At 71.0% G+C, this 21577-nt stretch carries 21 protein-coding genes; 16 read left to right on the top strand and 5 right to left on the bottom strand.

The features are described 5' to 3' along the window. Positions 1–27: 27 nt before the first annotated feature. Complete coding sequence (locus OG302_RS13615) at positions 28–933, bottom strand: LysR substrate-binding domain-containing protein (protein WP_371527033.1); 906 nt, start codon at positions 931–933, stop codon at positions 28–30. Between the two features lie 52 nt (positions 934–985). Between OG302_RS13615 and OG302_RS13610 the strand changes: the two genes are divergently transcribed. Continuing rightward, positions 986–1975 (top strand): helix-turn-helix transcriptional regulator, encoded by a 990-nt coding sequence (locus OG302_RS13610; RefSeq protein ID WP_371527032.1) that lies wholly within the window; start codon positions 986–988, stop codon positions 1973–1975. Here OG302_RS13610 and OG302_RS13605 read toward each other — a convergent pair. Continuing rightward, positions 1935–2777, bottom strand: a complete 843-nt coding sequence (locus OG302_RS13605; RefSeq protein ID WP_371527031.1) for an alpha/beta fold hydrolase — start codon at positions 2775–2777, stop codon at positions 1935–1937. The genes OG302_RS13610 and OG302_RS13605 overlap by 41 nt on opposite strands. Positions 2778–2874: 97 nt before the next feature. Beyond that, the gene (locus tag OG302_RS13600; RefSeq protein ID WP_371527030.1) at positions 2875–3504 is read right to left on the bottom strand and encodes a TetR family transcriptional regulator; all 630 of its coding nucleotides are present in this window, start codon (positions 3502–3504) and stop codon (positions 2875–2877) included. Positions 3505–3663: 159 nt separating this feature from the next. Between OG302_RS13600 and OG302_RS13595 the strand changes: the two genes are divergently transcribed. From OG302_RS13595 to OG302_RS13580, 4 genes are all read left to right on the top strand, one after another. Further along, positions 3664–3819, top strand: a complete 156-nt coding sequence (locus OG302_RS13595) for a hypothetical protein (protein WP_361838335.1) — start codon at positions 3664–3666, stop codon at positions 3817–3819. A gap of 77 nt (positions 3820–3896) precedes the next feature. Beyond that, positions 3897–4202, top strand: a complete 306-nt coding sequence (locus OG302_RS13590; RefSeq protein ID WP_361838332.1) for a DUF4190 domain-containing protein — start codon at positions 3897–3899, stop codon at positions 4200–4202. Positions 4203–4250: 48 nt separating this feature from the next. Then, complete coding sequence (locus OG302_RS13585) at positions 4251–5414, top strand: cysteine desulfurase family protein (RefSeq protein WP_371527029.1); 1164 nt, start codon at positions 4251–4253, stop codon at positions 5412–5414. A gap of 216 nt (positions 5415–5630) precedes the next feature. Next, the gene (locus OG302_RS13580) at positions 5631–6920 is read left to right on the top strand and encodes a cytochrome P450 (protein ID WP_371527028.1); all 1290 of its coding nucleotides are present in this window, start codon (positions 5631–5633) and stop codon (positions 6918–6920) included. A 7-nt stretch (positions 6921–6927) separates the two neighbouring features. Here the strand turns inward: OG302_RS13580 and OG302_RS13575 are convergent, their stop codons facing one another. Next, a complete protein-coding gene (locus OG302_RS13575) occupies positions 6928–7605 on the bottom strand; it encodes an N-acetylmuramoyl-L-alanine amidase (RefSeq protein ID WP_371527027.1) in 678 nt (225 codons plus the stop codon). Positions 7606–7666: 61 nt separating this feature from the next. On the opposite strand from OG302_RS13575, the gene mnmA reads away from it, so the two are divergent. Next, positions 7667–8803 carry a tRNA 2-thiouridine(34) synthase MnmA gene (mnmA, locus tag OG302_RS13570; protein WP_371527026.1) on the top strand — a complete coding sequence of 379 codons (1137 nt, stop codon included), beginning with the start codon at positions 7667–7669 and terminating at the stop codon, positions 8801–8803. A gap of 31 nt (positions 8804–8834) precedes the next feature. On the opposite strand, the gene OG302_RS13565 is transcribed toward mnmA, so the two are convergent. Then, positions 8835–9176: a DUF427 domain-containing protein gene (locus OG302_RS13565; RefSeq protein ID WP_371527025.1), complete on the bottom strand. Its 342-nt coding sequence runs from the start codon at positions 9174–9176 to the stop codon at positions 8835–8837. A gap of 63 nt (positions 9177–9239) precedes the next feature. On the opposite strand from OG302_RS13565, the gene OG302_RS13560 reads away from it, so the two are divergent. From OG302_RS13560 to OG302_RS13515, 10 genes are all read left to right on the top strand, one after another. Then, entirely contained in the window at positions 9240–9785 is a 546-nt protein-coding gene (locus OG302_RS13560; protein WP_371527024.1) for a TIGR00730 family Rossman fold protein, read from the top strand. A 31-nt stretch (positions 9786–9816) separates the two neighbouring features. Then, positions 9817–10506 carry an SDR family oxidoreductase gene (locus OG302_RS13555; RefSeq protein ID WP_371527023.1) on the top strand — a complete coding sequence of 230 codons (690 nt, stop codon included), beginning with the start codon at positions 9817–9819 and terminating at the stop codon, positions 10504–10506. Next, the gene (locus OG302_RS13550; protein WP_371527022.1) at positions 10503–11498 is read left to right on the top strand and encodes a methionine synthase; all 996 of its coding nucleotides are present in this window, start codon (positions 10503–10505) and stop codon (positions 11496–11498) included. Before OG302_RS13555 ends, OG302_RS13550 begins: the two co-directional genes overlap by 4 nt. A gap of 30 nt (positions 11499–11528) precedes the next feature. Then, positions 11529–13712 carry an NAD-dependent DNA ligase LigA gene (gene ligA, locus OG302_RS13545; protein ID WP_371527021.1) on the top strand — a complete coding sequence of 728 codons (2184 nt, stop codon included), beginning with the start codon at positions 11529–11531 and terminating at the stop codon, positions 13710–13712. 249 nt (positions 13713–13961) lie between these two features. Further along, complete coding sequence (locus tag OG302_RS13540) at positions 13962–16358, top strand: putative bifunctional diguanylate cyclase/phosphodiesterase (protein WP_371527020.1); 2397 nt, start codon at positions 13962–13964, stop codon at positions 16356–16358. Between the two features lie 120 nt (positions 16359–16478). After that, positions 16479–16775, top strand: coding sequence for an Asp-tRNA(Asn)/Glu-tRNA(Gln) amidotransferase subunit GatC (gene gatC, locus OG302_RS13535; RefSeq protein ID WP_016642027.1), 297 nt, complete (start codon positions 16479–16481; stop codon positions 16773–16775). Between the two features lie 6 nt (positions 16776–16781). After that, positions 16782–18287 (top strand): Asp-tRNA(Asn)/Glu-tRNA(Gln) amidotransferase subunit GatA, encoded by a 1506-nt coding sequence (gene gatA, locus OG302_RS13530; RefSeq protein ID WP_371527019.1) that lies wholly within the window; start codon positions 16782–16784, stop codon positions 18285–18287. Then, entirely contained in the window at positions 18284–18526 is a 243-nt protein-coding gene (locus tag OG302_RS13525; RefSeq protein WP_361838300.1) for a hypothetical protein, read from the top strand. Before gatA ends, OG302_RS13525 begins: the two co-directional genes overlap by 4 nt. Positions 18527–18542: 16 nt before the next feature. After that, positions 18543–20054 carry an Asp-tRNA(Asn)/Glu-tRNA(Gln) amidotransferase subunit GatB gene (gene gatB / locus OG302_RS13520; protein ID WP_371527018.1) on the top strand — a complete coding sequence of 504 codons (1512 nt, stop codon included), beginning with the start codon at positions 18543–18545 and terminating at the stop codon, positions 20052–20054. Between the two features lie 235 nt (positions 20055–20289). Beyond that, positions 20290–21543, top strand: a complete 1254-nt coding sequence (locus OG302_RS13515; protein WP_371750112.1) for an SLC13 family permease — start codon at positions 20290–20292, stop codon at positions 21541–21543. The last annotated feature ends 34 nt before the right edge of the window (positions 21544–21577 follow it).

Raw genomic sequence — 21577 nt, 5'->3', positions numbered from 1 at the left:
TGCTTATGGATGGGAGGCCGGGGCGGCTCAGCAGCCCACGCGGTTCGCCGCTACCGCCTTCAGTTCGTCCAGCACCAGCGCCGTCGCGGGAATCCGCAGATGCTCCCGGAGCGCGTACGCGGAGACCTGCCGGCGTGACGCCGGGTCGAGGGCCCGGCCCGTCACCTCCCGGTGGCGCAGGAAGTTGAGGACGAGCCCCGGCATCATCGCGATGCCGAGCCCCTCGGCGACCAGGCTCTGGATGACGAGGTTGTCGTCGGTGGTGAACGCGATGTCGGGCGCGAAGCCTTGCTCGGCGCATTCGTGCAGGAAGTTGGCGCGGCAGCGCAGGCAGCCCGCGATCCAGCGCTCGCCGGCGAGGTCGACGAGCCGGACGGAACGGCGCCGGGCCAGCGGATGCCGGGACGGCATGAGGACCGTCAGCTGGTCCTCCATCAGCGGGATCTCCACCACCTCGTCCGGCACGTCCTCGTGCAGGCCGGGGTAGTGGAAGGCCAGGGTGACGTCGCAGTCGCCGTCCACCAGACGCTGGAGCGACTCGGGAGGTTCGTTCTCCTGGAGCTCGACGCGTACGCCGGGATGGCTCTTCGCGAGCCGTGACAGGGCCTCGGGGATGAGGGTGGCGTTGGCGCTTGGGAAGGCGCAGATGCGGACGCGGCCGGTGCGCAGGCCCGTGATGGCGTTCATCTGCTGCTGGGCGGCGTCGATGTTGCCGAGGATGATCCCCGCGTGCCGGGACAGCGCCTCGCCCGCCTCCGTCAGCCGCATCCTGCGGCCGACGCGCGTGAACAGGACCGTGCCGACGGACCGTTCGAGCGCCTTCATCTGCTGGGTGATCGCGGGCTGCGTATAGCCGAGCGAGCGGGCGGCGGCGGAGTAGGAGCCGGTCCGGACCACTTCATGGAATGACCTGATGTGCCGGGAATCGAACACGCCTGAATCATAAGCATGATCCGGAGAGGGCCGACAGGCCATCCTTGGCTGCGTGAAATCCGACCGGCTGCTCTCGATCCTGCTGCTGCTCCAGACCCGTGGGCAGGTCCCCGCCCATGAACTGGCCGACCGCCTCGAAGTCTCGGTGCGCACCATCTACCGCGACGTCGAGGCGCTCTCCGCCTCCGGCGTCCCGGTGTACGCCGAGCGCGGGCGGCACGGCGGCATCGCGCTCCTGCCCGGTTTCCGTACGGACGTCACGGGGCTCACCGCGGACGAGTCGCGGGCGCTGTTCATCCTGGCCGCGCAGGGCGCGCACGCCGCGCTCGGGCTCGACGAGGCGATCGGCTCCGCGCTGCGCAAGGTCATGGCGGCGCTGCCCGCACCGCACCGCCCGGCAGCCGAGCTGACGAGCCGCCGCATCCTCGTCGACTCGGCGCGCTGGATGCCGGGGCCCCGCGGATCGGATCCGGTCACCGGCGATCTCGACGTACTGCAGGACGCCGTCTTCTCCGACCGGCGGCTGCGCCTGCGCTACCGGCACAGCGGCGACGCGGAGCCGCGCACGTACACCGTGGACCCCTACGGCCTCGTCTCCAAGGCGGGTGTCTGGTACCTGGTCGCCGACCGGCGCGGCGCCCCGCAGCTCTTCCGCGCCGACCGCGTACGGGCGGCGACCCTCACGGACCAGCCGGTGCGGCGCAGGCCCGGCGTCGAACTCGCCGACGTATGGGGCGTGCTGAAGCGGCAGGTCGAGGACCGTCCGGTCGGCGTCGACGTGACGGCGCGGGTGGCGCGGGACCGCTTCGCGCAGTTCCTGCGTCTCAAGGGCCACTTCGTCAGCGCCCCTCCCGAGGACGACGGGACGAGCGAGTGGATCACCGTCCGGCTCGGGTTCGGCGTCATCGGCGACGCCCGCACGCTGCTCCCGTTCGCCGCGAGCGTGGAGGTGCTCTCGCCGCCCGAGGTGCGCGCCGAGCTGGCGGACGCCGCCGCCGCCGTCAGCGAGCTGTACGCAGGAAGCGGCTCAGCTCGCCGGTGAGCTCGGCCGGGGCGTCCTCCTGTACGAGATGTCCCGCACCCTCGATCAGGCGCAGCTCGGCTCCGGGGATCAGCTTGGCGAGCTCGTGGCCGCGCTCCACCGGGATCCAGGTGTCCTGCGTACCCCAGCAGATGAGGACGGGCAGCGCCAACTCCGCATACCGTCCCTGGACTTCATCGGTGAACCGCTGGTCGTTCTGCTCGATCTGCCGGTAGAACGCGGGCCTGCCCTCCTGGGTGCACCAGGGCTGGACCAGGCGGTCGAGCACCGCCGGGTGCAGGCCGCGGTGGCTCGCCGAGGCGACGTACTCGCGCACGAGTGCCTCGTGCAGGGCGGGCGGCAGTTGGCCGAAGACGTCGGCGTTCGCGCCGAGCAGGCGGTAGGTGGGGGAGCCCCAGGGTGCGAGCGCCACCGGGTCGACGACCGCGAGACGTTCGTAGCGGGCGCCGTGCAGGAGGTGGGCGCGCAGGGCGACGCAGCCGCCGAAGTCGTGGGCCACCACGGCCGGTTCGGCCAGGCCCCAGTGCGCGAGGAGCTCCGTGAGGACGCGGGCCTGTGCGGCCAGGGTCACGTCCTGCCCGGACCGCATCTCCGAGGTGCCGTAGCCGGGCAGGTCCCACACGTACACGCGGTGCTCGCGGGAGAGCGCGCGGGCCACGCCCCGCCAGACGTACGAGGAGAAGGGGGTGCCGTGGACCAGGACGACGGGCGGTGCGTCCGCGGCGCCGAGGGCGGTCCAGCGGACGGCTCCGGTCGGGCCCGCGAAGGTCTGGTCGAGTGTCCAGTCGCCGTCGATCGTCATGACCGTAAGGCTAGTAGCTCCTTACGCGAGAGTCGAGGGGTGCGGTCGGGCGAGGGCGGCCGGAAGGGCCTGTGCCGTCTCTCGGGTCACTGCCGGGTCACTTCTCGTCCAGCCAGTGGTGCCGCCCGAGCGACACCAGGCGCAGCTGCCTGCGTGCGCTGGCCGCCACTCGTTCCTGGGCGTCGGGTGCCGCCTCCAGGAGTGCGGACGCGGTCATCACCATGTGGTCGACGTACATCCTGGCCAGCATCAGGAGGTCGTCCGGGTCCCAGCCCGCCGACTCGGGCTCCTGGGCGAACTGGTCCTTCACCTCCTCGGCGAACAGGGTGAGTTGATCGCCTATCGCGGACCGCACGGCCTGTACGCCGCCGTGCTGCTCGCGGGCGATGAAGCGGACGTGGGCGGGGTGCGTGCGCACATAGGCGACGATCAACTCGACCGTGGCCGCGATGCGTTCCTCGCCGTCACCGTCGCCGGTCGCCGCGAGGAGGGCGACGAGCGTGGTGTGCAGGCTGCCGAGCGCTTCCTCGACCAGGGCCACACCCAGGTCGCCCATGTCGCGGAAGTGCCGGTAGAAGGCGGTGGGGGCCACGCCCACGGCACGGGTGACCTCGCGCAGGCCCAGGCTGCTCAGGCTCTGCTCCGCGAGCAGCTGGAGCGCCGCGTCGAGGAGTGCCTGCCGGGTTTTCTGCTTCTGGGCCTGCCGGATGCCGAGAGTGTGACTCATGCCATGCAGTTAACAACTGTTCTCCGGGATTGGGAAGCTGGAGACGCGGTACGCTCTAGATCAGTGAACAGTTGTTACCACAAGCGTTCACCCAAAGCTCCGGTCGACCCTCGCGTCGACCGTCACAAGATCAGCCGACCCTCACAAGAGAGGTGCCCCATGCTGTTTCTCGTAGCCGCCCTCCTGCTGCTCGGCGTCGCCCTGGGCGCCGTGGCCCACGCGCCCCTCTCCGTCTCCCTCGTCGCCGCCGCCGTCATCGGCGTCTGGCTGATGGTGTTCGCGGTCCGCGAGCGGCACACGCGCCACCACTCCTGAGCGCGTCACGCCCGATGGGCGCTTGATCCGCACTTCATTCGCACCTGATCCGTACGGCCCCTGAAAGGAGTCGCACCATGGGACTCACCACCACCGCTCCCCGGTCCAAGGCCACCACCACCTCGGCCGCCCCCGTCCCCACCGGCCGGCGTGACACCGACGGCATGGCCGTCGCGTCGTTCGTCCTCGGCCTGCTCGGGCTGCTCGTCCTGAACCTCTTCCTCGGTCCGATCGCGATCGTCCTCGCGAGCATCGCGCTCCTGCGCGGGACCTCCCGGAAGGGCCGCGCGATGCTCGGACTCGGGCTCGGTGTGGCCGATCTCGTCGTCCTCGGAGTGCTGATGTCCATGGACAACACCGTGTCGTGGGGTCTCGCCGGCTGACACCGCTTGGACGCGGGGCCCCGCGAGGCTCGTAGAATCGTGCCCACCATGGCCTACCTCGACCACGCAGCGACCACTCCGATGCTCCCGGAGGCGATCGCGGCGATGACCGCCCAGCTCGCCGTCACCGGCAACGCGTCCTCCTTGCACGCCGCGGGGCGCCGGGCGCGACGCACCGTCGAGGAGGCCCGCGAGACGCTCGCCGAGTCGCTCGGCGCGCGCCCCAGCGAGACCGTCTTCACCGCGGGCGGCACGGAGGCCGACAACCTCGCCGTGAAGGGCCTGTACTGGGCGAGACGCGACGCCGACCCCGCGCGGACCCGGGTGCTCGCGAGCCCCGTCGAGCACCACGCCGTCCTCGACGCCGTGCACTGGCTCGGCGAGCACGAAGGCGCCACCGTCGAGTACCTCCCCGTCGACGCCTACGGCCGCGTGCACCCCGAAGTGCTGCGCGAGGCGATCGCGCGCAACCCCGACGACGTGGCCCTCGCCACCGTCATGTGGGCCAACAACGAGATCGGCACCCTCCAGCCGATCCGTGAACTCGCCGACGTGGCGGGGGAGTTCGACATCCCGCTGCATGCCGACGCGGTGCAGGCCTTCGGCCAGGTGCCCGTCGACTTCGGTGCGTCCGGGCTCGCCGCGATGACCGTCTCCGGACACAAGATCGGCGGTCCGTACGGCATCGGGGCGCTGCTCCTGGGCCGTGAGTACAGCCCCGTGCCCGTCCTGCACGGCGGCGGGCAGGAGCGGCATGTGCGCTCCGGGACGCTCGACGTGCCCGCGATCGCCGCGTTCGCCGTGGCCGGGAAGCACGCCGCCTCGCAGCGCGAGTGGTTCGCCCGCGAGATCGGGGCGCTGCGGGACGAGCTGGTCGCCGCCGTGCGCGCGGAGGTCCCCGCCGCGATCCTGGGGGGAGACCCGGTCGGCCGGCTGCCCGCGAACGCGCACTTCACCTTTCCCGGCTGCGAGGGGGACTCCCTTCTCCTGCTGCTCGACGCGCAGGGCATCGAGTGCTCCACCGGCTCGGCGTGCACGGCGGGCGTGGCCCAGCCCAGTCACGTCCTGCTCGCCACCGGCACCGACCCCGACCTGGCGCGCGGCACGCTCCGCTTCTCCCTCGGACACACCTCGACGAAGGCGGACGTGACCGCCGTGGCCCAGGCGATCGGCCCGGCGGTGGAACGGGCGCGGACGGCGGGCCTTAGCTGAGACAGGGCCCCCGCGGCGACAACTCGGTCCTGGTTCGGGCCGGTATGTGACGAGAGTGACTCCGGACTGGTCTGCTCCCGCCCGGAGTTGATGCCGGTTTCGGCCGCTATCGGGCGGACAGGCACAGGAGCGGGCTACGAGGTCCATAGTCCGCCGATCTATGCTTGCCGCTCGCGACTCCGCTCCGCGCGTTCGGGGCTGCACGACAACCCCCTCATGGAGTTCACATTGAAGGCGAACCTCCGCTCTCGCATAGCCGCGCGGCTCGGGCGCATCTACCTCTCCAGGATCCAGAAGAACGGGATCAGCGCCTCCGCGATCTCGCGCCTTCCCGAGCCCCTGCTCGCGCCGATGCGCCGCGACGGGCTCGACCCGGTCGCCCGGCTCACCGAGCACCAGGCGGAGCAGCCGATCTCCAAGGTGCCGCTGCCGTTCGGCATGGACGCCTGGGTGGTCACCGGGTACGACGAGGTGAAGGCCGTCCTCGGCGCCACCGACGGCTTCAGCAACGACTTCACGAACCTCGCGGGCAACGCCGGTGTCGTCGACGACCACCACCCCGGCGGCCTCGGCTTCAGCGACCCCCCGGTCCACACGCATCTGCGCCGCATCCTCACGCCCGAGTTCACGATGCGCAGGCTGCGCCGCCTCACGCCCCGCATCGAGGCCATCGTCGAGGAGCGGCTCGACGCCATGGAGGCCGCCGAAGGGCCCGTCGACCTCGTCCAGGCCTTCGCGCTGCCGATCCCCTCGCTGACGATCTGCGAACTGCTCGGCGTGCCCTACGAGGACCGCCACGACTTCCAGCAGCTGGCCATGGAGCGCTTCGACCTCTTCGCCGGGGCGACCGCTCCCTTCGGGGCGATATCCGCCTCGCTCTCCTACTTCCGGGACGTCGTCAAGAAGCAGCGCGAGAACCCGGGCGACGGACTGCTCGGCATGATCGTGAAGGAGCACGGAGACACCGTCGACGACGAGGAGCTCGCCGGTCTCGCCGACGGCATCCTCACCGGCGGCTTCGAGACGACCGCGAGCATGGTGGCCCTCGGCTCCCTGCTGCTCCTGCGGGACCCGGAGACCGCGGCGCGGCTGCGCGAGGACGACGCGGCGGCCGCCCCCTTCGTCGAGGAGGCGCTGCGCTACCTCACCGTCGTGCAGGTGGCCTTCCCGCGCTTCGCCCGCGAGGACATCGAGATAGCCGGGGTGCGCATACCCAAGGGCGACCTGGTCCTGTGCTCCCTGAGCGGCGGCAACCGCGACGCGAAGTACACCCCTGACGGCGGCGGCTTCGACCCGCACCGCAAGGCCTCGGGCCACCTCGCATTCGGCTACGGCATCCACCGCTGCATCGGCGCCGAGCTGGCCCGCATGGAGCTGCGCGCCGCCTACCCCGCCCTGGTCAAGCGCTTCCCCGAGATGCGGCTCGCGGTCGGCTCCGACGAGCTCGCCTTCCGCAAGCTGTCCATCGTCTACGGGGTGGAGTCACTGCCCGTGCACCTGCGCTAGCCGCAGGTCACGCGAGGGCGGTGCGGGCCTTCTCGACGAGCTTCATGTACCGGTCCCAGTCCCAGTGCGGGCCCGGATCGGTGTGGTCCGTGCCGGGCACCTCCACGTGCCCGATGATGTGCTCGCGGTCCACCGGGATGTCGTACCGCTTGCAGATCCCGGCGGTGAGCCGCGCCGACGACGCGTACATGGCGTCGGTGAACGAGGACTTCTTGTCGACGAAGCCCTCGTGCTCGATGCCGATGCTCCGTTCGTTGTAGCTCTTGTTCCCCGCGTGGAACGCCACGTCCAGCTCGCGGATCATCTGGGCCACGTGACCGTCCTTGCGCACCACGTAATGGGCCGCCGCACCGTGCGCGGGGTCCTTGAAGACCCTCAGCGCCGTCGCGTACCCGCCCTGCACGACGTGGATGACGACCATGTCTATGTCGTAGTCGTCGGGCCGGTCCGCCCGTCGCCAGTTGTAGTCGGACGCCGCGATCCACTGCGCGCCCCGGGCGTCGACCTCGCCCTCCTTGCGCTTCTTGACGACGCCGGGAAGGCGCCACCACAGGCGGCTCAGCTTGTCCGACGCGAGCGCGGCCGTGCCGACGGCCGCCGCGGCGCCACCGATAAGGAGCGTCCGCCGGTTCACGCCACGGCGCCCCTGCTCGCGCTCCGCCGTCGAGTCCTGTTCTTCCCCCATGTGATCGTCAACGCTTACTCACGGGCGGCTGGTTCCCGCGGGCCCGTACCCTGTTAGAGCTATGACTGAGAACCGGACCCCGCAGCGCCCCCGCCCCCTTCGCGTACTCGCCGCCATGTCGGGCGGCGTGGACTCCGCCGTCGCCGCCGCGCGAGCCGCCGAAGCAGGCCACGACGTCACCGGAGTGCACCTGGCACTCTCGGCGAACCCGCAATCGTTCCGCACGGGCGCGCGAGGCTGTTGCACCATCGAGGACTCCCGCGACGCCCGCCGCGCCGCGGACGTCATCGGCATCCCGTTCTACGTGTGGGACCTGGCCGAGCGGTTCCGCGAGGACGTCGTCGAGGACTTCATCGCCGAGTACGAGGCGGGGCGCACCCCCAACCCGTGCCTGCGCTGCAACGAGAAGATCAAGTTCGCCGCGCTCCTGGACAAGGCCCTCGCGCTCGGCTTCGACGCGGTCGTCACCGGTCACTACGCCACGGTGGTCGTGAACGACGACGGCACGCGCGAGCTGCACCGCGCCTCGGACATGGCCAAGGACCAGAGCTACGTCCTCGGGGTCCTGGACGACCGTCAGCTCGCCCACGCCATGTTCCCCCTCGGTGACACGCTCACCACCAAGGAGGAGATCCGCGCGGAGGCCGAGGAGCGAGGCCTGGCCGTCGCCAAGAAGCCCGACAGCCACGACATCTGCTTCATCGCCGACGGCGACACCCAGGGCTTCCTCGCGGACCGCCTCGGCAAGGCGGAGGGCGACATCGTCGACGCCGACGGCAACAAGCTGGGCACCCACGAGGGCGCCTTCGGCTACACCATCGGCCAGCGCAAGGGCCTGCGGATCGGTACCCCGGCCCCCGACGGCAAGCCGCGCTACGTCCTGGACATCTCCCCGGTGAACAACACCGTGACGGTCGGCCCCGCGGCCGACCTGGACGTCACGGGCCTGACGGCGATCAAGCCCCGCTGGTGCGGCGCGGCCCCCTCCGGGCCCGGCACGTACACCGCGCAGCTGCGGGCGCACGGGGGAGAGACGTCGGTGCGCGCGGAGCTGGTCGACGGATCGGAGCTGCGCGTCTCGTTCGACGAGCCCGTGCGCGGTGTGGCCCCCGGCCAGGCGATCGTGCTCTACGACGGCACGCGCGTGGTCGGCTCGGCGACGATCGCGACGACGGAGAGGGCGACGGCGGCGGCCTAGGGCCTCCCGCCTTCCGCTGCCGCCCACTTCATTACTCGGCTGCCTCTACTTCCACTTCGTAGAAGCAGAGGTGGTCCTTGATCTGTGCCACCGTGTCCTTGGGCTCCGGGTACGCCCACACCGTGTCCTTGCCGTCCTCGGCGCCCGCCAGCGACCAGTACGACGCCGTTCCCTTGAACGGGCAGTACGTCGTCGTGTCCGAGGGGGCCAGGAGATCGGTGCGCACGTCCTCCGGAGGGAGGTAGTAGCGCACCGGGCAGCCCGTCTCCCTCAGCAGCAGCGGGCGGCTGCTGTCGGCCACGACCTGGCCGTCGCGCACCACCCGTACGTGATCGGTGCCCTGCTCGATGGTGATCTTGTGTCCTGCTGTCACCGGGGTCTCCTTCTGTGAGCGGCCGCGTCCCACCCAGTCTGGGCCGGATCGTACGGTGAAGCCATGAATATCTGTGTCTTCCTCTCCGCCGCCGACCTCCCCGACCGCTACACGCGCCCCGCGCGTGAATTCGCCGAGCTGCTCGGCAAGGGCGGCCACACCCTGGTGTGGGGCGGTTCGGAGAGCGGCCTGATGAAGGTCGTCGCCGATGGGGTGCACGAGGCGGGGGGCGGGCTCGTCGGGGTCTCGGTCGACTTCCTCGCAGCCAAGGCGCGGGCCGTCACCGCGCCCGACGAGATGGTGATCGCGCGGGACCTCGCCGAGCGCAAGGCGCTGCTCCTGGAGAAGGCCGACGCCGTGGTGATCATGGTCGGCGGCACGGGCACGCTGGACGAGGCCACCGAGATCCTCGAACTCAAGAAGCACGGCAAGCACACCAAGCCGGTCGTCCTGCTGAACTCGGCGGGCTTCTACGACGGCCTGAAGGAGCAGTTCCAGCGCATGGAGGACGAGGGCTTCCTGCCGGTGCCGCTGACCGGTCTCGTCTTCTTCGCCGAGGAGCCGGTCGGCGCGCTCGCCTACCTCGAGGAGTCCGTGGGCATGCGCTGACCTGCACCTGGCGGGGTGCGACGATGGACGCATGGCAACACATGTGATCACCGGGGCCGGCTCCGGCATCGGCGCGGCCGTCGCCCGCCGCCTCCACGCACGCGGCGATGCCCTCGTCCTGCACGCACGGGACGCGGGCCGCGCCAAGGAACTCGCGGCACAATTCCCCGGGTCGGCCACCCTCGTGGGCGACCTCTCCGACCCGGACAAGCTCTCCTGGGCCTTCGGCCACCAGTCGCTGCCCGACCGGGTGGACTCCCTGCTCCACATCGCGGGCGTCGTCGACCTGGGCCGGGTCGGTGACCTGACCCCCAAGTCCTGGCGCCACCAGCTCAACGTGAACCTCATCGCCCCCGCCGAGCTGACCCGCCACTTCCTGCCCCAACTCCGGGTCGCCCAGGGCCACGTCGTCTTCGTGAACTCGGGCGCGGGCCTGAGCGCCCACGCCGACTGGTCCGCCTACGCCGCCTCCAAGCACGGCCTCAAGGCCCTGGCCGACTCGCTGCGCGCCGAGGAGCACGCGAACGGCGTCCGGGTCACCTCCGTCTACCCGGGCCGCACGGCGAGCGCCATGCAGGCCAAGGTCCACCAGCAGGAGGGCAAGACGTACGACCCCTCCCGCTTCATCGACCCGGAGTCGGTCGCCACGACGATCCTGATGGCCGTCGACCTGCCGCGCGACGCGGAGGTCAACGACCTGACCGTGCGGCCGGGACAGTGAACGCGATCAGTTGGGGCCCGGCCACCGGCATCGGGTCCATGCCGGGCGGCGACGCCCGCGAGGCCGCGAAGACCGTCACCGGCAGTTTCGAGGACTTCCCGTACCTGGCGGAGCTGCCCGCGCGGGGGCCGGGCGCCGACATGATCGGGCGGACCGCCGGGATGCTCGTCGAGCTCTACGCGCGCGTGGAGCCCAGCGGCTGGCGGATCGGCGACCGGCCGGGACGCGACACGCGCCGCGCGAAGGCCTGGCTCGGCGAAGACCTCGACGCCCTGGAGGAGTTCACGCAGGGGTACGAAGGGCCGGTCAAGGTGCAGGCCGTCGGGCCGTGGACGCTGGCCGCCGCCCTGGAGCTGAGGAACGGCGAGGCCGCGCTCTCCGACCCGGGCGCCTGCCGTGACCTGGCCGGATCGCTCACCGAAGGCCTGCGCACCCACCTCGCGGACGTACGCCGACGGATCCCCGGCGCCCAGATCGTGCTCCAGCTCGACGAGCCCTCGCTCCTCTCGGTGCTGCGCGGGCACATCAAGACCGCGAGCGAATACCGCACCCACCGCGCCGTGGACCGGCAGCTCGTGGAGAGCACCCTGCGGGAGGTCCTCGGCGTGCACGACGGCTCCTCCGTCGTGCACTCCTGCGCGCCCGACGTGCCGTTCGCGCTGCTCCGCCGTGCGGGTGCCGACGCGATCTCGTTCGACTTCTCGCTGCTCACCGAGCGTGACGACGAGGCGATCGGTGAGGCGGTCGAGGGCGGCACGAAGCTCTTCGCCGGTGTCGCGGCGGGAGTGGACGGCCCATTGTCAGACCCTGCCGGTAGCGTCATGGGTGTCAGGACGCTGTGGCGCAGGCTGGGGCTGAATCCGGGTTCACTCGCGGAGTCGGTCGTGGTCACTCCGTCGTGCGGACTCGCGGGGGCTTCTCCCGCGTACGCACGCGCGGTGCTCGCCCACTGCGCCAGGGCGGCGAGATCACTCGCGGACAACCCTGAGTAATTGGGTATGACGTAACGGGAGGACGAAACGGTGGCTGTCGAACAGCAAGGCTCTGTGCCCGCCGAGGCACGGGATCAGCACGCCCAGCTGGCCGAACAGATCGAGGAGCACCGCTTCCGGTACTACGTGAACGACCAACCGGTCGTCAGCGACGCCGAGTTCGACAAGCTCCTTCGTTCGCTCGAGGCCCTGGAGGACGAGTACAGCGAGCTGCGCACGCCCGACTCGCCCACCCAGAAGGTCTCCGGGGCGTACGAGACCGAGTTCACCTCGGTCCAGCACCGCGAGCGGATGCTCTCCCTGGACAACGCCTTCGACGACGAGGAGCTCGCCGCCTGGGCCGACCGCGTCGGCAAGGAGGTCGGCACCACCGACCACCACTTCCTGTGCGAGCTGAAGGTCGACGGCCTCGCCGTGAACCTCACGTACGAGGACGGCAAGCTCACGCGCGCGGCCACCCGGGGCGACGGCCGCACCGGCGAGGACATCACTCCGAACGTCCGCACCATCGCGGACATCCCGGACCGCCTCAAGGGCGACGCCATCCCCGCCCTCGTCGAGATCCGCGGCGAGGTCTTCTTCCCCATGGAGAAGTTCGAGGAGCTGAACGCCCGCCTGGTGGAGGCCGGCGACAAGCCCTTCGCCAACCCGCGCAACGCGGCGGCGGGTTCACTGCGCCAGAAGGACCCGCGCGTCACCGCGACGCGACCGCTGCACATGGTGGTGCACGGCATCGGCGCCCGCGAGGGCTTCGACATCGACTGCCTCAGCCACGCGTACGACCTGCTCAAGGAGTGGGGCCTGCCCACTGCCCAGCACAACAAGGTGGTCCAAGGCCTCGACGGCGTCCGGGACTTCATCACGTACTTCGGCGAGAACCGCCACTCCGTGGAGCACGAGATCGACGGCGTCGTCGTGAAGCTCGACGAGATCCCGCTCCAGGGCCGCCTCGGCTCGACCTCCCGCGCCCCCCGCTGGGCGATCGCCTGGAAGTACGCCCCCGAGGAGGTCAACACCAAGCTGGTCAACATCCGGGTGGGCGTCGGCCGCACCGGCCGCGTCACGCCGTACGCCCAGGTGGAGCCCGTCACGGTCGCGGGATCCGAGGTCGAGTTCGCGACCCTGCACAACCAGGACGTGGTGAAGAAGAAGGGCGTCTTCATCGGCGACACGGTCGTCCTGCGCAAGGCGGGCGACGTCATCCCGGAGATCCTCGGCCCCGTCGTGGACCTGCGGGACGGCACCGAGCGGGAGTTCGTGATGCCCGCCGAGTGCCCCGAGTGCGGGACGGCGCTGCGACCGATGAAGGAGGGCGACATCGACCTCCGCTGCCCCAACGCCCGTTCGTGCCCGGCCCAGTTGCGCGAGCGCCTCTTCTATCTCGCGGGCCGCAAGTGCCTGGACATCGAGAACTTCGGGTATGTCGCGGCGGCCGCCCTGACCAAGCCCCTGGAGCCGTCCGAGCCGCCGGTCCTCGACGAGGGCGACATCTTCGACCTCACCATCGACCGGCTCCTGCCGATCAAGGCGTACGTACTGGATCAGGACAGCGGTCTGCCCAAGCGGGACCCGAAGACGGGCGAGGAGAAGATCGCCACGGTCTTCGCCAACCAGCAGGGCGAGGCCAGGAAGAACGCGCTCTCCATGCTGGAGAACATCGCGGCGGCCAAGGAGCGCCCGCTCGCGCGCGTCATCACGGGCCTCTCCATCCGCCATGTGGGCCCGGTCGCCGCGGAGGCGCTGGCCCGCGAGTTCCGGTCCGTCGACCGGATCGAGCAGGCCACCGAGGAGGAACTTGCCGCGGTCGAGGGAGTGGGCCCGACCATCGCCGCCTCCCTGAAGCAGTGGTTCGAGGAGGAGTGGCACCGGGAGATCCTGCGCAAGTGGCGCGCGGCCGGGGTCCGCATGGAGGAAGAGGGCGGGGGAGAGGACGAGGGGCCGCGTCCGCTCGAAGGCCTCACCGTCGTCGTGACCGGAACGCTTGAGCACCACACGCGGGATGGCGCAAAAGATGCGTTGCAGAGCCGGGGAGCAAAGGTGACCGGTTCCGTTTCCAAGAAGACGGCTTTCGTGGTGGTGGGCGACAATCCCGGCTCCAAGTACGACAAGGCGATGCAACTCAAGGTTCCGGTTCTCAACGAGGAAGGCTTCGCCGTCCTGCTGGAACAGGGACCGGACGCGGCAGCGGAAGTTGCGCTTCCGACCGAGGAGTAGCGGTTGAAGGCCACCCGTTCAGCGCATACCAGATGCATACGGGTGGCCGGGTCGCATTCGGGCAACCGTTGTGGACCGCTGCCCGTAGAAGCCTTCTGCGGCCTACTGTTGAGGTGTGCGCCTGCCGTGCCCCGCTGCGATTGGGGTATCCCCTGCTCACCGGGAGCACGGGGAAGGAGTTTCAGACGCGGCTGACTTCTGGAGCAGGTCCGCGTGGCGTGGGCACCGCCGGCTGTGAGAGGGACGGGAATGGAACCGACCGAGAGCGCCGCACCGGACTCCCGGCTGCGCGCGCGCCTGCGGCGCGGACCGTGCGCGTGGCTCAGCGGACGCAGAGCGGAACGGGAGGCACGCGAAGCCGAGAGCGCGCGCCCCGCCGTCCCGAGCACCGCGGTTGAGCGACGTGAGCGGGCCTGGAGCACCGTCGGCGCGTACGGCACGCAGGAACTCGGCGTGAGCGAGACGTCGGGCGGCAGGGACGCGGGCCCCTGTTCCACCCAGACCGGGGTCGATGGGCGGCGCAGGCCGCTCTGGCGCGGCGCCGAGGCGCACGGCCCGGACGATGCCTCCAGCGAGCGCGATCCCTGGCCGGTGCTTCCGGTTGCCGTCGTGACGATCGCCGCGGTGGTGCTCGGCACGGGCTTCTTCCTCGCGTTCACCGGACGCAGCGCGCTGTTTCCCTCCGGCACGGTCGGCTGGTCCCTCGCGATCCTCACCGGCCTCATCGTCGGCCACCTCGTCGCGCTCGGCCGCGACCGCTGGTGGGGCGGCACGGGATCGGGTGGCGCCCTCACCGTCGCCGTCCTCCTGCTGTACGGCTGGGTGCCCGCCGGAATGGTCAGCCTCACCGTCGTCGTCCTGGTCGGCGTCGCGCGCCGGCACCGCTGGCGCCAGGGCGTCCTGCACGGCGCGGTCGACATCCTCGGCATCGGCACGGGCGCACTCGCCATGGCCGCGTTCGGCACGGCCCCGTCGACGGACTCGCCCTGGCTGCCCGAGACCTGGGACCTGTACTCGGCCCCCGAGGTGGCGCTCGCCGCCGCCGCGTACCTCGTCGTCACCCGCGTCCTGCTCTGGTACGTCCACGCGCCGCGCACCGGCGCCCTGCCCACGGTCACCCGAACGGCCCTGGTCCGCCAGGGTCTCGTCGGCGTCGCGCTGCTCGGCATCGCCCCGCTGATCTGCGTGGTCGCGGCCTCGACGCCGATACTGCTGCCGCTCTTCGCGATCCCCCTCGTCGCGCTCGACTCGACGCTGTGGATCGCGCGGGCCAGGGCCGAGGAGCAGCTGCGCGACCCGCTCACCGGTCTGCCCAACCGCCAGTGGCTCCTGGAGCGGACGTGGACGGCCCTCGACGACGCCGAGCGGATCGGGGCGCGTTCCGCCCTGATGCTGATCGACATGGACCGCTTCCGTTCGGTGAACGACACCCTCGGCCACCTCGCGGGCGACCGTCTGCTGCTGCAGATCGCCGACCGGCTGCGGCTCGCCCTGCCGCGCGGCGCGGAGGCCGCACGGCTCGGCGGCGACGAGTTCGCCGTCCTGCTGCCCGTCGCCGACTCCACGACGTCCGCCACCCGCGTGGCACGCTCACTGGTCGCCGCCCTCGGCTCACCCCTCGACCTCGACGGACTGACGCTGGTCCTTGAGGCCAGCGCCGGTCTCGCAGTCTTCCCCGACCACGCCATGGACGCCGAAGGACTGCTGCGGCGGGCGGACGTCGCGATGTACCAGGCCAAGCGGGACCGCACGGGCGTCGAGGTGTACGAATCCAAGCGGGACTCCAACACCCCCGACCGCCTGGGCCTGTTGGGTGATCTGCGGCGGGCGCTCGACGCGGGCGACGTCGAGCTCCACTACCAGCCGAAGGTCCAGTTCGACGGCCGCGTCGCGGGGCTTGAGGCGCTGGTCCGCTGGGTGCACCCCGAGCGCGGGAAGGTGCCGCCGGACGAGTTCATCGCCATAGCCGAGTCGTCCGGTCTGATGCCGCACCTGACGGAGTACGTCCTGGAGACGGCGCTCTGCCAGGTGGCGAAGTGGCAGGCGATGGGACTCAAGGTCCCCGTCGCGGTGAACGTGTCGCCGCGCGACGTCCACACGCCCGGCTTCGCCGGCGCCGTCGCGGCGCGTCTGGCGCGGCACGGCGTGCCCGCGGGAGCGCTCCAACTGGAGATAACGGAACACGTCCTCCTGGAGGACCCGCAGCGCGCCGCGGACACCCTGGCCGGGCTGACCGGCCACGGCGTCAAGATGTCCCTCGACGACTTCGGCACCGGGTACTCCTCCCTGGTGCACCTGCGGCGGCTGCCGGTGAGCGAGCTGAAGATCGACCGGTCGTTCGTGGCGCGCCTCGCCGTGGACAACGAGGACGCGGAGATCGTCCGCTGCACGGTCGACCTCGCGCACTCCCTCGGCCTGCTCGTCGTCGCCGAGGGCGTCGAGGACGACGAGACGTGGGAGCGGTTGCGCGACCTCGGCTGCGACGCGGTGCAGGGCTGGCTGGTCGCCGCCGCGATGCCGCCGGACGAGACCACCGCCTGGCTGCGGGCCCGGGGCTCCCGCGGCTGGCGCAGGCCGGTGGACGTCGCCGCCGAGGAGGCTGCCGCGGCGGCGGCCGCCGAGGCCGGGGCCGACATCGGGAAGTAGCCGGGCGGCCCCGCGGGGAGGCGATCGGGCCCCGCGGAGGGAATCCGTTTCACGGGCATGGGGTGTGGCCCCATAGGATTGGGGCCACAAACCACACACTCACCCCCAGAGGATCGCCGCATGCCTGGCATTACGCGCGAGGAGGTCGCCCACCTCGCCCGCCTAGCACGTCTTGAGCTGAAGGACGAAGAGCTCGACCACTTCGCCGGACAGCTCGACGACATCATCGGCGCGGTCGCCCGCGTCTCCGAGGTCGCCGACCAAGACGTACCGCCGACCTCCCACCCGCTGCCGCTGACGAACGTCATGCGCGCGGACGAGGTCCGTCCGTCGCTCACCCCCGAGCAGGCGCTCTCCGGCGCCCCGGCACAAGAGCAGCAGCGTTTCAAGGTGCCGCAGATCCTGGGGGAGGACTAACCCACCATGACGGACAGCAAGATCGACATCATCAGGCTCACCGCAGCCGAGATCGCCGCGAAGGTCGCCTCCGGCGAGCTGACGGCCGTCGAGGTCACCGAGGCCCACCTCGCCCGCATCGAGGCCGTCGACGAGAAGGTGCACGCCTTCCTGCACGTCGACCGTGAGGGTGCCCTCGCGCAGGCCCGCGCCGTCGACGCCAAGCGGGAGAACGGCGAGAAGCTCGGCCCGCTGGCCGGCGTGCCGCTCGCGCTCAAGGACATCTTCACCACCGAGGGCGTACCGACCACGGTCGGCTCGAAGATCCTCGAAGGCTGGATCCCGCCGTACGACGCGACCGTCACCAAGCGCCTCAAGGCCGCCGACGTCGTCATCCTCGGCAAGACCAACATGGACGAGTTCGCCATGGGGTCCTCCACCGAGAACAGCGCCTACGGCCCCACCGGCAACCCCTGGGACCTCACCCGCATCCCCGGCGGCTCGGGCGGCGGCTCCAGCGCCGCCCTCGCGTCGTACGAGGCCCCCCTCGCCATCGGCACGGACACCGGCGGCTCCATCCGCCAGCCCGCGGCCGTCACCGGCACGGTCGGCGTCAAGCCCACCTACGGCGGCGTCTCGCGCTACGGCATGGTCGCGTTCTCGTCCTCCCTCGACCAGGGCGGTCCCTGCGCCCGCACGGTCCTGGACGCCGCGCTCCTGCACGAGGTCATCGCCGGGCACGACGAGCTCGACTCGACGTCCATCGACGCCCCGGTCCCGCCGGTCGTCGAGGCGGCCCGCAACGGCTCCGTACAGGGCATGCGCGTCGGTGTCGTCAAGCAGTTCGCGGGCGAGGGCTACCAGGCCGGTGTCGTCCAGCGCTTCCAGGAGTCGGTCGCCCTGCTCAAGGAGCTCGGCGCCGAGATCGTAGAGCTGGACTGCCCGTCCTTCGACCTGGCGCTCTCCGCGTACTACCTGATCGCGCCCTCCGAGTGCTCATCGAACCTCGCGCGCTTCGACGCGATGCGTTACGGCCTGCGCGTCGGCGACGACGGCACGAAGTCCGCCGAGGACGTCACCGCGCTGACCCGCGAGGCGGGCTTCGGCGACGAGGTCAAGCGCCGCATCATCCTGGGCACGTACGCACTGAGCTCCGGCTACTACGACGCGTACTACGGAAGCGCCCAGAAGGTCCGCACCCTGATCACGAAGGACTTCGAGAAGGCCTTCGAGCAGGTGGACGTGATCGTCTCGCCCGCGACGCCCACCACCGCCTTCCCGATCGGCGAGCGCGCCGACGACCCGATGGCGATGTACCTCGCGGACGTGTGCACCATCCCGTCGAACATGGCGGGCAACGCCGCCATGTCGCTGCCCTGCGGCCTCGCGCCGGAGGACGGCCTGCCCGTCGGGCTGCAGATCATCGCCCCCGCCATGAAGGACGACCGTCTTTACAAGGTCGGCGCTGCCGTAGAGGCCGCCTTCGTGGAAAGGTGGGGTCACCCGCTGCTTGAGGAGGCACCGTCACTATGAGTCCCATGACTGCCAAGGCCCAGGGCTTCAAGAAGTCCAAGCCCGGCGCGTACCTGTCGATGGGCACCACCGCCTTCGGCGCGATCTCCGTCGTCAAGCAGGCCAGGCTGGCCCGCAAGGAGAACGACACGCTCCGGCTCATCGACGCCGCTGTCTCCGCCGCCGCCATCGTCACCGGTCTTGCTCTGCTCTATCGCGAGCTGAAGAAGCTCGGCGACGACGACGTCCTGCTGGGTTGAGAGGGAAAGTTTCACCGTGACTGTCACGACTGACCTGGTGTCGTACGAGGATGCCCTCGCGACGTACGACCCCGTCATGGGCCTTGAGGTCCATGTCGAGCTGGGCACCAAGACCAAGATGTTCTGCGGCTGCTCCACCGAGCTCAAGCAGGACGCCAACAGCCAGACCTGCCCGACCTGTCTCGGCCTCCCCGGCGCGCTGCCGGTGGTCAACGAGATCGGCGTCGAGTCCGCCATCAAGATCGGTCTCGCGCTGAACTGCGAGATTGCCGAGTGGTGCCGCTTCGCCCGGAAGAACTACTTCTATCCGGACATGCCGAAGAACTTCCAGACCTCCCAGTACGACGAGCCGATCGCCTTCAACGGCTATCTGGACGTCCAGCTGGAGGACGGCAAGGTCTTCCGCGTGGAGATCGAGCGCGCCCACATGGAGGAGGACACCGGCAAGTCCACGCACGTCGGTGGCGCGACGGGCCGTATCCACGGCGCGTCGCACTCGCTCCTGGACTACAACCGCGCCGGTATCCCGCTCATCGAGATCGTCACCAAGCCGATCGAGGGCGCGGGCGAGCGGGCTCCCGAGGTCGCCAAGGCGTACGTCGCCGAGCTGCGCGAGGTCATCAAGGCGCTCGGCGTGTCCGAGGCCCGGATGGACAAGGGCCAGATGCGCTGCGACGTGAACCTCTCGCTGCGCCCGCACGGGCGCGAGGAGTTCGGCACGCGTTCGGAGACGAAGAACGTCAACTCGCTCCGTTCCGTGGAGCGTGCGGCGCGCTTCGAGATCCAGCGCCATGCCGCGGTGCTGAACTCGGGCGGCACGATCATCCAGGAGACCCGTCACTTCCACGAGGAGGACGGCTCCACGACGTCGGGCCGCATCAAGGACAACGCCGAGGACTACCGGTACTTCCCGGAGCCCGACCTCGTCCCCGTCGCCCCGGCCCGTGCCTGGGTCGAGGAACTGCGCTCCGGTCTCCCGGAGATGCCGCGCGTGCGCCGCAACCGCCTCCGCGAGGAGTGGGGTGTCTCGGAGCACGACATGCAGTCGATCCTGAACGCCGGTGCGGTCGACCCCATCGTCGCCACGATCGAGGCGGGTGCCGACTCGGCTGCCGCGCGCAAGTGGTGGATGGGCGAGATGGCCCGTAACGCCAACGAGACGGGCAAGGCGCTCGACGAGCTGCCGGTCACCCCGGTGCAGGTCGCCCGGGTCGCCGAGCTCGTCGCCAAGGGCGACCTGAACGACAAGCTGGCGCGCCAGGTCTTCGAGGGTGTCCTCGCGGGCGAGGGCACGCCGGACGAGGTCGTCGAGAAGCGCGGTCTGAAGGTCGTCTCGGACGAGGGCGCGCTGACGGCCGCCGTCGACGAGGCGATCGCCGGCAACCCCGCCATCGCCGACAAGATCCGCAGCGGCAAGGTCGCCGCGGCCGGCGCCCTGGTCGGCGCGGTCATGAAGGCCACCCGGGGCCAGGCCGACGCGGCCCGCGTCAAGGAACTGATCCTGGAGAAGCTGGGCGTGGAGGGCTAGTCGCCGCGCTGGCCTGGAGCAGTGTCCTGGCTTGTCGGGGTGCTGCTGAACCGCCGCTTCGCGGCGGATCTTTCCCGCCCACCCACCCGATTGCCCCGCGGTGATCGAGTGGGTGGGCGGGGTGCTGTTCGGTGTGGCCGCCGTTCCCAGCCGCGATGTCGCGCGGCGCCCCCCATACGCTGGGGAGCGTCCGTCCCGCCGAACCACCCGCCCCACCGGGCCACGGAGCGTCCCCCTGAACACCGTCACCGCCGAGATCCTCTCCGTCGGCCTGCTTCTCGCTGTGCTCGCGTTCGCCGTCATACGGCCCAAGAAGTGGCCCGAGGCAGCCGCCGCGCTGCCCGCCGCAGGGATCGTCGTGGTGCTCGGGGCCGTTTCGCCGGAGCACGCGCTCGCGGAGGTCCAGAGCCTGCTGCCGGTGGTGGGGTTCCTCGCGGCCGTGCTGGTCCTCGCTCAACTCTGCGCCGACGACGGGCTCTTCGCCGCCGCCGGGGATCTCGTCGCCCGGCTCTGCGGTGGACGGACCCGGGCGCTGCTCGGCGGCGTATTCGGGGTGGCCGCCGCGGTGACCGCCGTGCTGAGCCTCGACGCCACCGTCGTCCTGCTCACCCCGGTCGTCTTCGCCACCGCCGCCCGCGTCGGGGCAAGGCCCCGGCCGCACGTCTACGCCACCGCGCACCTCGCCAACTCGGCGTCGCTCCTGCTGCCCGTCTCCAACCTCACCAACCTCCTCGCGCTCACCGCCAGCGGGCTGACCTTCACCCGGTTCGCGCTGCTCATGGCGGTGCCGTGGCTGGTCGCGATCGGCATCGAGTACGTGGTGTTCCGGAAGTACTTCGCCGCCGACCTGGACGCGGGCGCCCTGGAGCCCAAGGAGACCGAGCCGACCCCCGTGCCCGTGTTCACCCTGGTCGTCCTCGGTCTCACGCTCGCCGGTTTCGTCGTCACCTCGCTCGCGGGACTCGAACCCCTGTGGGCCGCCCTCGCCGGAGCCGCGGTGCTCGCGGGCCGTGCGCTGCTGCGCAAACGTACGACCGCCACCGGGATCGTCCGCTCCGCGAGCCCGTTGTTCTGTCTGTTCGTGCTCGCGCTCGGCGTCGTCGTCAAGGCGGTCGTCGACAACGGCCTCGGCTCCGGCATCGAGTGGCTCCTGCCGGACGGCGCCTCGCTGCCCGCGCTGCTCGCCGTGGCGGCCGTCGCCGCCGTGCTGGCCAACCTGATCAACAACCTGCCCGCGATCCTCGCCCTGCTGCCCGCCGTCGCCCCCGCGGGCCCGGGTCCCGTCCTCGCCGCGCTCATCGGCGTCAACATCGGCCCGAACCTGACCTACGTCGGCTCGCTCGCCACCCTCCTGTGGCGCCGCATCCTGCACGACCACGGCACGGACGCCGACCTGCGGACGTTCAGCCTGCTCGGCGTGGTGACCGTGCCCCTCACGCTGGCCGCGTCGACCGTCGCGCTCTGGGCGGGGCTCCTGCTGACCGGCTGATCGCCTGAGGTGCTGACCGGGTCCGGGCAACCGC

Origin of the sequence: Streptomyces sp. NBC_01283 (assembly GCF_041435335.1) — a bacterium.
Lineage (GTDB): Bacteria > Actinomycetota > Actinomycetes > Streptomycetales > Streptomycetaceae > Streptomyces.
This window is presented reverse-complemented; position numbering and strand designations above follow the sequence as displayed.

Bases quoted from the DNA above. Each gene is read 5' to 3' on its own strand.
- OG302_RS13605 (WP_371527031.1), bottom strand. From the start codon at position 2,777: ATGACGATCGACGGCGACTGGACACTCGACCAGACCTTCGCGGGCCCG.
- OG302_RS13580 (WP_371527028.1), top strand. From the start codon at position 5,631: ATGGAGTTCACATTGAAGGCGAACCTCCGCTCTCGCATAGCCGCGCGG.
- OG302_RS13585 (WP_371527029.1), top strand. From the start codon at position 4,251: ATGGCCTACCTCGACCACGCAGCGACCACTCCGATGCTCCCGGAGGCG.
- OG302_RS13525 (WP_361838300.1), top strand. From the start codon at position 18,284: ATGAGTCCCATGACTGCCAAGGCCCAGGGCTTCAAGAAGTCCAAGCCC.
- OG302_RS13560 (WP_371527024.1), top strand. From the start codon at position 9,240: ATGAATATCTGTGTCTTCCTCTCCGCCGCCGACCTCCCCGACCGCTAC.
- mnmA (WP_371527026.1), top strand. From the start codon at position 7,667: ATGACTGAGAACCGGACCCCGCAGCGCCCCCGCCCCCTTCGCGTACTC.
- OG302_RS13555 (WP_371527023.1), top strand. From the start codon at position 9,817: ATGGCAACACATGTGATCACCGGGGCCGGCTCCGGCATCGGCGCGGCC.
- OG302_RS13590 (WP_361838332.1), top strand. From the start codon at position 3,897: ATGGGACTCACCACCACCGCTCCCCGGTCCAAGGCCACCACCACCTCG.
- OG302_RS13575 (WP_371527027.1), bottom strand. From the start codon at position 7,605: ATGGGGGAAGAACAGGACTCGACGGCGGAGCGCGAGCAGGGGCGCCGT.
- OG302_RS13595 (WP_361838335.1), top strand. From the start codon at position 3,664: ATGCTGTTTCTCGTAGCCGCCCTCCTGCTGCTCGGCGTCGCCCTGGGC.
- gatA (WP_371527019.1), top strand. From the start codon at position 16,782: ATGACGGACAGCAAGATCGACATCATCAGGCTCACCGCAGCCGAGATC.
- OG302_RS13540 (WP_371527020.1), top strand. From the start codon at position 13,962: ATGGAACCGACCGAGAGCGCCGCACCGGACTCCCGGCTGCGCGCGCGC.
- OG302_RS13600 (WP_371527030.1), bottom strand. From the start codon at position 3,504: ATGAGTCACACTCTCGGCATCCGGCAGGCCCAGAAGCAGAAAACCCGG.
- gatC (WP_016642027.1), top strand. From the start codon at position 16,479: ATGCCTGGCATTACGCGCGAGGAGGTCGCCCACCTCGCCCGCCTAGCA.